Consider the following 9,144-nt stretch of genomic DNA (forward strand, 5'->3'; position numbering starts at 1 on the left):
GACGTCATCGTCCCACGGACGAGGCCTCCAGAAGTTCAATCGCGTGGGCCCTCGCGGCACTTGACGACTCTTGGCCGGAGAGCAATCGGGCAATCTCCGTAATCCGGTCATCGCCGAGTACAGAGTGGACCTGGCTGCGCGTCACCACGCCGTCCGTCGCCTTCGCTACGACGATGTGAGCGTCCGCGAATGCGGCCACTTGCGCGAGGTGGGTGACCACGAGCACCTGGTGGGTCTTGGCGAGCTCGGAGAGCCGTTGACCCACCGCGAGGGCGGCTTTTCCGCCTACGCCGGCGTCGACCTCGTCGAAGACGAAGGTGTGACCCGGATGGGCCGAGCGGCCCGCGAGCGCCACCTCGATCGCGAGCATGATGCGCGAGAGCTCTCCCCCGCTGGCCGCGTCGGCGACGGGGCGGGGAACGGCCCCAGGGTGGGCGGCAAGGGTCATGGCAACCGCGTCGGCGCCCGACGGGCCTGGCTGGGTTGGCTCGATCGTCACCCCGAACTCGGCGTCGGCCATGGCAAGCTGCGCGAGTTCCTTCGCGACCGCGGTCGCCAGGGCGTCGGCGGCGGCGCGGCGTCCGCCGGAGACGCGCGCTGCGAGGTCCACGACGCGAGCCTCGCACCGGCGCTCGTGCTCGCGCCGGTTCGCGAGCGTCTCGTCCCATGCGTCATCTGCGGCAACGGTCTCTCTCGCTCGCGCGGCGTGGGCGAGCACCCCATCGAGATCGGTGGAGAGCCGACGCTGCAGGCCGGCTATCGCGGAGCGGCGGGTGTGCAGCTCGTCGAGGCTCGCGCCGTCCGCGTCGAGCCCGTCGAGGTACCGCGCCAGCTCGGTCGCGAGGTCTGCGGCGCCGTATCGGAGCCCGGCGATGCGCTGTGCGAGGTCCTCCAGGACGGGCTCGTGTCTCGCCGCGCCGGCGAGCGCCCGCGCGGCAGCGTCTAGCACGCCGATGGCGTTGACCTCGTCGTCGCCTGCGAGAATCGACTGGGCCGCTCCGGCGGCGGCGCGCACCTCGGCTGAGTTCTCCAGCACCGCGATCCGGGCGGCGAGCTCGTCGTCCTCGTGCGGCTGTGGGTCAACGGCGTCGATCGCCTCAAGATCCGCGCGGAGAGCCTCGATCACGGCCCTCTGCGTTGCGGCGCCCGACTCCATCTCGGCCAGGGCCGCGCGGGCATCCGCCCAGGCAGACCAGGCCTCGCGGTACTCGGACAGCACCGCGTCGTGGTCGGGACCCGCGAACGCGTCGAGAGTAGCCCGCTGCTTCGCGGGGGTCCTGAGCCTCACCTGATCCGCCTGACCGTGCACGGTAACCGCGTTCTCGGCAAGTTCGGCGAGCAGCGATTGCGGCACGGTCCGGCCGCCGAGCGTCGAGCGTGAGCGAGTGGTGGCACCAACGGTCCGCGCCACGATGACTGTGCCGTCGTCCTCAACCGCGGCGCCGGCGTCGGCAGCCAACCCGGCCGCAGCGTCGGGCATATCGAGGACCGCTTCGGCGACGGCCTCCGGGGCGCCCGCGCGAACCGTCGCGGCGTCTGCCTTCGCGCCAAGGATGAGTCCCAGTCCGGTGAGCACCATGGTCTTGCCCGCGCCGGTCTCTCCCGTCACGCACGTCAAACCCGGCCCGAGCGGCACGCGCGCGGACTCGATGACGCCAAGATTCTCGATGGCGAGTTCGTGCAGCACGCTCAGCCGTCCTGGACGGGGCCGCGCCAGCCGTTGATCGGCAGCGAGAACTTGCGCACCAAACGTTCGGTGAAGGGTGCGTCGGACATGCGCGCAAGCTTGACGGGCTGCGTGCCGCGGCGCACCTCTACCCTGCCGCCCCGCAGCACGTCGATGCTCCTGGAACCGTCGAGGACCACCTGCGCCTCGGACTCGGACCGTTCCGTGACCTCCACGGCGAACCACGACTCCGGACCCACAACGAGTGGGCGCGCAAGAGCGCGTGCGCGGCGAGTGGGACAAAGAGCAGCGCGTCCACGTTGGGCCACAGGATGGGGCCGCCCGCGCTGAACGCGTGAGCGGTGGAGCCCGTGGCGGTTGACACGACCACCCCGTCGCAGCCGAATGTCGAGACCGGTCGCCCGTCTACCTCGACCGCGAGTTCCACTGTGCGGCGCAGGTTTGCGCGCTCCACCGTCGCCTCGTTGAGGGCCCACCCGGTCTCGGTGTCGCCGTTTGGCTGCTTCACGAGAACCTCTAGCGTGTTGCGCTCCTCGACCGCGTAGTCGCCGGCGACGAGGCGCTGGATCGCGTGCCGAATGTCCTCGCGCTCGGCCTCCGCGAGGAACCCGACGTGCCCGAGGTTGATGCCCAGGAGCGGCGTCCCGGTGCCGCGCGTGATGCTCGCCGCGTGGAGGATCGTCCCGTCGCCGCCGAGGACGACGGCTGCCTCGATCGGCTGGTCGGTGCCCGGCTCGAAAGACGTGCAGATCTCGATGCCCTCGGCCTCGAGCGCGCGCGTCACAAGGTCGCCCGCATGCGCGGCATCGGCGCGGTGCGGATTGACCACCACCAGCATCCTGCGGCTCACAGGCGTCCCTTCGTCACGTGCTCAATCGCGGCCGCAAGGGCCGCACCGGTCAGCTGCGGCCTGCGGCCGTCGTCCCTAGCCTGCCACGCGAGCGATGCCCAGACGAAGAATTCCACGTTCCCAGTGAGTCCGGGCAGCTGCGAGCGCTCCAGCCTGTGGATAACCGCACCCTCATGTTCGAGCGCGGCGGCAACGGCCGCCACGGCGGCCGCGTGGTCGTCCGGGCGCGTCACGACGCCTCCAGCGCCCAGCTTTTCGCGGCCCACCTCGAACTGCGGCTTCACCATGAGCACCAGGTCGCCCGACGCCAGGGTTGCGCACAGCTGTCGCGTCACCAGGGTGAGGGAGATGAAGGACAGGTCCGCCACCACGAGATCGATGGGGCGCGAGAGTATGGACGGTTCCAGGTCCCTCAGATTGAGGCCCTCGATACACGTGACCCTGGGGTCGGTCCTGAGTTCGTCCACGAGCTGCCCGTGGCCCACGTCGATCGCGGTCACGTGCGCGGCTCCCCGTTCGAGCAGGACCTGGGTGAAGCCTCCGGTCGAGGCTCCCGCATCGAGGGCGCGGCGACCGCTCACCGCGAGACCGTCAGCGGCGCACGCATCGAGCGCGCCGATGAGCTTGTGCGCCGCGCGCGAGACGTAGCCGTCATCGTTGACTGTCAACTGGGCGTCATCGGCGACGTCCATCGATGCGCGAGTGAGCACGGCGTCGTCAAGCGTCACGGCACCGCGCTCGATGAGGTGTTGCGCGTGGGTGCGCGACCGTGCGAGCCCGCGTGCGACGAGCACGCGGTCCAGGCGCGTCAGCTCTCTTCGCGCAGGCGGTTGCTCAGCGCGTTCTGCACCTTGTCAAAGAAGTCGGCCTGCTCCTCGAGGTCCTCGGGGAGCTCGGTGACGGCCTCAAGCGCCGCCTTGACCTCCGCCGGGTACTCGACGTCGGCTACGGACTCGCGCGTCTCGTGGATGTCGCTCATATCAGGAGGCTACCCCCAAGTGTGGAAGCGTCTCAACCAGCAACTTCTCTCCGGCGTCCGTGGCGGCCCATGCGGCGCAGCACGCCGCGCGGACCCTATCGATCGCGCTTCCCCCGTCGACCAGGAGACGACCCTCGACCACGTGCGCTCTCGCCTCCCCAACGTGCCACCAGTTTCCGTCCTGTCGCGGCGCCGGATGAGTCTCAGCGAGGGAGCGCAGATCAGCGCCGATGTACGAAGGTCGATGCTCCGGCGGGGCGGTGAGGGTCTCCTTCACGTCACTGACCCCGGTGAGGACGAGCAGGCCGGGGATGCCGGCGGCGCGAGCTCCCTTGAGGTCGGTGTCGAGCCGGTCTCCGATCACGAGGGGCCGCTGCGAGCCCGCTCTCTTGGCGGCGAGCAGGAACATTCCTGGTTCCGGCTTGCCTGCCGCTGGCGGGGTTACCCCGGTTGCCGTGACCACGGCGGCCACCAGCGAACCGTTGCCCGGCGCCATGCCGCGCTCCGTGGGCAGGGTGCGGTCGAGGTTGGTCGCGAAGTAGTGCGCGCCCGCATTGATCGCGTACGCGGCCTCCGCGAGCTCCGCCCAGCCAATGTCCGGCGAGTAGCCCTGGATCACGGCCTCGGGATGATCGCCAGCGCCCTCCACCACGGCAAAGCCTTCTGCCTCCACGGCAGTGCGCAGCCCCTTGCCGCCAATTACCAGCACCTTTGCACCAGGCGCGCAGTGCTCGGCGAGCATCGCTGCCCCCGCTTGCGCCGCGGTGAGGATCTCCTCGTCCACGGCGGGAATGCCCAGGTCGGTCAGATGAGCGGCCACCTCGCCCGGTTCGCGCGACGCATTATTGGTCACGAAGACCAGCCGCATGCCCGACGCGCGGGCCGCCTTGAGAGCTCCGGGCGCAGTGGGGATGGCGTTGGGTCCCTTGTAGGCGACGCCGTCGAGGTCCACGAGCGCTACGTCGTAGGCGGTCTCGAGGGGGCCATCGGATCCGATGAGGCTCATGCCGGGTGGTCCTCGTCGAACGTGTCGTAGACAACCACATCCTCGTCCTCGGCGCCCGCCGGCTCGGAGTCCTTGGGCGGCTCAAGCGCGTCGGCCTCGTCGTTGCGGCCGAGCTCACGCAGCACGGTGGCCGTGGCCTCGTCGATACGAGCCCGCAGCTCCGGATCGGAAGTCGAGAGGCGCTTGAGCGATACGAGCGCCGCCTCCTTGTCTCCCATGTCGGCGCGAGCGCCAGCCACGACAATCGCGAGCTCGATGCGACCAGCCGGAGTAAGGCTTGCGGCCTCCGTCTCCTGCGCGAGCGCGATCGCGCGCTCAGGGCGCCCCAGTCCACGTTCACAATCGGCCATGAGTGGCAGATGCTCGCTCGAGCCGTTGAGCCTGCGAACGGTGCGGAACTCTCTCAGCGCCTCCACATACCGGCCAGTGGCGTATGCGGTCAGTGCTGCGGCCTCGCGGACCACGTCCACGCGGCCACCGCGCGAGGCGGCCACCATTGCATGCTGATATGCGAGCTCGGGATCGGACTCGAGCAGGTTGCCAGCCATGATGAGGTGGCGACCGACGTCTTCCGCGTTCTCCTTGCTCAGTGTTCGGAGCCGCGCGCGCACGGTGCGATCGAGCTGCCCGTAAACGATCTCTTCCGGGATCTCCGGTGCCGGCGGGCCCGTCTTCACGGGCTTGTCGGCGCGCTGGCCTCCGCGCTGGTCCCCGTCCTTGCGTGGTGGCCTTGCGCCATGGGGAGCGTCGGTGCGGCGCTTGTCGCCGTCGGTGCGGCGCTTGTCGCCGTCCCCGCTGCGCGGCTTGCCGGCATACCCACGAGTGTTGGGTGCCCCGCCGCGGCCGGAGGATCCGTTGGGGCGCGGTGCACGAGAGTCGCGCGGGGCGCGGTCGTTCGAGGCCATCTTGCTCCGTTCAGGTGTGCAGTTATCGTACGCAGAAATGACGAAGGGCCGCCCATCGTTGGGCGGCCCTTCGTTGAAAGAATGTCCCGCAGCGACCTACTCTCCCACACCTTCGCAAGTGCAGTACCATCGGCGCTGAGAGGCTTAGCTTCCGGGTTCGGAATGGGACCGGGCGTTTCCCTCTCGCTATGGCTGCGGAAACTCTATGGAGATATATCAGTTGCCCGACCGTATCTCGGGAACCGCACAGTGGACGCGTAGCAAATCAATAAAATCTGAGGTAGGTCAAGTTATCGGCCTATTAGTACCGGTCAGCTTCAAGGGTCTTTAGTCCCCTCTTCCACATCCGGCCTATCAACCCGGTGGTCTGCCGGGGGGCCTCTCGGGCCGAAGCCCATGGAAATCTCATCTTGAAACAGGCTTCCCGCTTAGATGCTTTCAGCGGTTATCCCTTCCCAACGTAGCCAACCAGCCGTGCTCCTGGCGGAACAACTGGCACACCAGAGGTTAGTCCACCCCGGTCCTCTCGTACTAGGGGCAGCCTTTCTCAAATTTCCTGCGCGCGCAGCGGATAGGGACCGAACTGTCTCACGACGTTCTAAACCCAGCTCGCGTACCGCTTTAATGGGCGAACAGCCCAACCCTTGGGACCAACTCCAGCCCCAGGATGCGACGAGCCGACATCGAGGTGCCAAACCATGCCGTCGATATGGACTCTTGGGCAGGATCAGCCTGTTATCCCCGGGGTACCTTTTATCCGTTGAGCGCTGGCGCTTCCACTTGCCACCAGCGGGTCACTAGTCCCGACTTTCGTCCCTGCTCGACCTGTCAGTCTCACAGTCAAGCTCCCTTGTACACTTGCACTCGCCACCTGATTGCCAACCAGGCTGAGGGAACCTTTGGGCGCCTCCGTTACTTTTTGGGAGGCAACCGCCCCAGTTAAACTACCCACCAGGCACTGTCCCTGATCCGGATTACGGACCGAGGTTAGATATCCAGAGTGATCAGAGTGGTATTTCAACGATGACTCCACCAATACTGGCGTATCGGCTTCAAAGTCTCCCACCTATCCTACACAAACCACACCGAATACCAATACCAAGCTATAGTAAAGGTCCCGGGGTCTTTCCGTCCTGCTGCGCGTAACGAGCATCTTTACTCGTATTGCAATTTCGCCGAGTTCGCGGTTGAGACAGCAGAGAAGTCGTTACGCCATTCGTGCAGGTCGGAACTTACCCGACAAGGAATTTCGCTACCTTAGGATGGTTATAGTTACCACCGCCGTTTACTGGGGCTTAAATTCAGAGCTTCGCCAAAGGCTGACCCTTCCTCTTAACCTTCCAGCACCGGGCAGGCGTCAGTCCGTATACATCGTCTTGCGACTTCGCACGGACCTGTGTTTTTAGTAAACAGTCGCTTCTCTCTGGTCTCTGCGGCCCTCAAACGCTCAGGAAGCAAGTTCCGTCACGCCTCAGGCCCCCCTTCTCCCGAAGTTACGGGGGCATTTTGCCGAGTTCCTTAACCACGATTCTCTCGATCGCCTTAGTATTCTCTACCTGATCACCTGAGTCGGTTTGGGGTACGGGCGGCTAGAACCTCGCGCCGAGGTTTTTCTTGGCAGCATAGGATCACCGATTTCCCTCTAAAGAGGTCATCTTCAGGTCTCAGGCCATGTGAGCTGCGGATTTGCCTACAGCTCGCCCTACACCCTTAAACGTGGACAACCATCGCCACGCTCGGCTACCTTCCTGCGTCACCCCTGTTAATACGCTTGCCTACTACAGATTCGGGTCGTGCGCGCCACAGAGATTCCCCGAAGGGTGCACCTGCTTTGGGCACTTAGCATTATCTGATTCGGCATGGGCGGTTCTTCGCCGGTACGGGAATATCAACCCGTTGTCCATCGACTACGCCTGTCGGCCTCGCCTTAGGTCCCGACTTACCCAGGGCGGATTAACCTGGCCCTGGAACCCTTGATCATTCGGCGGACGGGTTTCTCACCCGTCTTTCGCTACTCATGCCTGCATTCTCACTCGTGTGGCGTCCACGGCTGGGTTACCCCGCCGCTTCACTCGCCACACGACGCTCCCTACCCATCCACACGCTTGGATCCGAAGACCAGGCAGTGTGTGAATGACACAACTTCGGCGGTGTACTTGAGCCCCGCTACATTGTCGGCGCGGAATCACTTGACCAGTGAGCTATTACGCACTCTTTCAAGGATGGCTGCTTCTAAGCCAACCTCCTGGTTGTCTGGGCAACTCCACATCCTTTCCCACTTAGCACACGCTTAGGGGCCTTAGTTGGTGTTCTGGGCTGTTTCCCTCTCGACTATGAAGCTTATCCCCCACAGTCTCACTGCTGCGCTCTCACTTACCGGCATTCGGAGTTTGGCTGACGTCAGTAATCTGGTAGGACCCATCGGCCATCCAGTAGCTCTACCTCCGGCAAGAAACACGCAACGCTGCACCTAAATGCATTTCGGGGAGAACCAGCTATCACGAAGTTTGATTGGCCTTTCACCCCTATCCACAGCTCATCCCCTCGGTTTTCAACCCAAGTGGGTTCGGCCCTCCACGCGGTCTTACCCGCGCTTCAGCCTGGCCATGGATAGATCACTTCGCTTCGGGTCTAGACCCGGCGACTCAAACGCCCTATTCGGACTCGCTTTCGCTACGGCTACGCCACACGGCTTAACCTCGCCACCGAGCACTAACTCGCAGGCTCATTCTTCAAAAGGCACGCTGTCACCCCTGCTAGGGAGGCTCCAACGGATTGTAAGCACACGGTTTCAGGTACTATTTCACTCCCCCTCTCGGGGTACTTTTCACCCTTCCCTCACGGTACTGATTCGCTATCGGTCAGTAGGTAGTATTTAGGCTTATAGAGTGGTCTCTACGGATTCACACGGGATTTCTCGGGCCCCGTGCTACTTGGGATGACTCTCAGGAGTCCGCGCAATTTCGTCTACGGGGGTAACACCCTCTGTGCCGGGCCTTTCAATGCCCTTCGACTATTACGCGGATTTTTGACTCCTTGGTAGATCGGCAGATCTACCAGAAAGGTCCCACAACCCCGCTAACGCAACGCCTGCCGGCTATCACACGCTAACGGTTTGGCCTTTTCCGCTTTCGCTCGCCACTACTCACGGAATATCTCTTCCTGTCGGTACTGAGATGTTTCACTTCCCGACGTTCCCTCCACTCGCCCTATGTGTTCAGGCGAGGGTCACTGGACATGACTCCAGCGGGGTTTCCCCATTCGGACATCCTCGGATCAAAGCTCGTTTACCAGCTCCCCGAGGCTTTTCGCAGGTTACAACGTCCTTCTTCGGCTCCTACTGCCAAGGCATCCACCATGTGCTCTTAAAAACTTGACACAAAATTACAGATTTCAAAGATGCTCGCGTCCACTGTGCAGTTCTCAAGGTACGGGTGGGCCCGCCTACCACTGGCGCCTACGTGGTGTGATCCACGCGGTTCATCCAGATCCGACGGTCCGTCCGGCCGATTCAATCGGCCCGAGGTTGAGCCAAATTTCGATCCCTCAGGACCCAACAGTGTGCCATGTGGCGGCGCTTGCGTTGCTGCGACCGTTCCAGCCCCGAGGGGCGTACTAGGACGAGCGCTGCTGCGCTGTCACCACGTCGATGTTCCATCCATGAGCTCTCGCCGGCCTGCGTTTGAGGCCGATACGAGTTATGGACAGCTCGAAAGC

The 9,144-nt window shown here is 64.4% G+C and carries 5 protein-coding genes, 2 rRNA genes and 1 pseudogene; all 8 read right to left on the reverse strand.

Going from position 1 to position 9,144, the window contains the following annotated elements; translation table 11 throughout:
* Window positions 1-4: 4 nt before the first annotated feature.
* Window positions 5-1,687 carry a DNA repair protein RecN gene (gene recN / locus NVV57_12945; GenBank protein MCR6713524.1) on the reverse strand — a complete coding sequence of 561 codons (1,683 nt, stop codon included), beginning with the start codon at window positions 1,685-1,687 and terminating at the stop codon, window positions 5-7.
* A 2-nt stretch (window positions 1,688-1,689) separates the two neighbouring features.
* Window positions 1,690-2,537 (reverse strand): annotated as a pseudogene (locus NVV57_12950) (NAD kinase).
* Entirely contained in the window at window positions 2,534-3,331 is a 798-nt protein-coding gene (locus NVV57_12955; GenBank protein MCR6713525.1) for a TlyA family RNA methyltransferase, read from the reverse strand. Before NVV57_12955 ends, NVV57_12950 begins: the two are co-directional and overlap by 4 nt.
* 14 nt (window positions 3,332-3,345) lie before the next feature.
* Window positions 3,346-3,516: a hypothetical protein gene (locus tag NVV57_12960; GenBank protein MCR6713526.1), complete on the reverse strand. Its 171-nt coding sequence runs from the start codon at window positions 3,514-3,516 to the stop codon at window positions 3,346-3,348.
* Window position 3,517: 1 nt separating this feature from the next.
* Entirely contained in the window at window positions 3,518-4,522 is a 1,005-nt protein-coding gene (locus tag NVV57_12965; GenBank protein ID MCR6713527.1) for an HAD-IIA family hydrolase, read from the reverse strand.
* A complete protein-coding gene (locus tag NVV57_12970) occupies window positions 4,519-5,427 on the reverse strand; it encodes a tetratricopeptide repeat protein (protein ID MCR6713528.1) in 909 nt (302 codons plus the stop codon). Before NVV57_12970 ends, NVV57_12965 begins: the two co-directional genes overlap by 4 nt.
* 83 nt (window positions 5,428-5,510) lie before the next feature.
* A 5S ribosomal RNA gene (rrf, locus tag NVV57_12975) occupies window positions 5,511-5,627 on the reverse strand.
* An 81-nt stretch (window positions 5,628-5,708) separates the two neighbouring features.
* Window positions 5,709-8,806: ribosomal RNA gene (locus tag NVV57_12980) — 23S ribosomal RNA — on the reverse strand.
* Window positions 8,807-9,144 lie beyond the last annotated feature (338 nt).

It is taken from the genome of Demequina sp. (genome assembly GCA_024707205.1).
Taxonomy (GTDB): Bacteria; Actinomycetota; Actinomycetes; order Actinomycetales; family Demequinaceae; genus Demequina.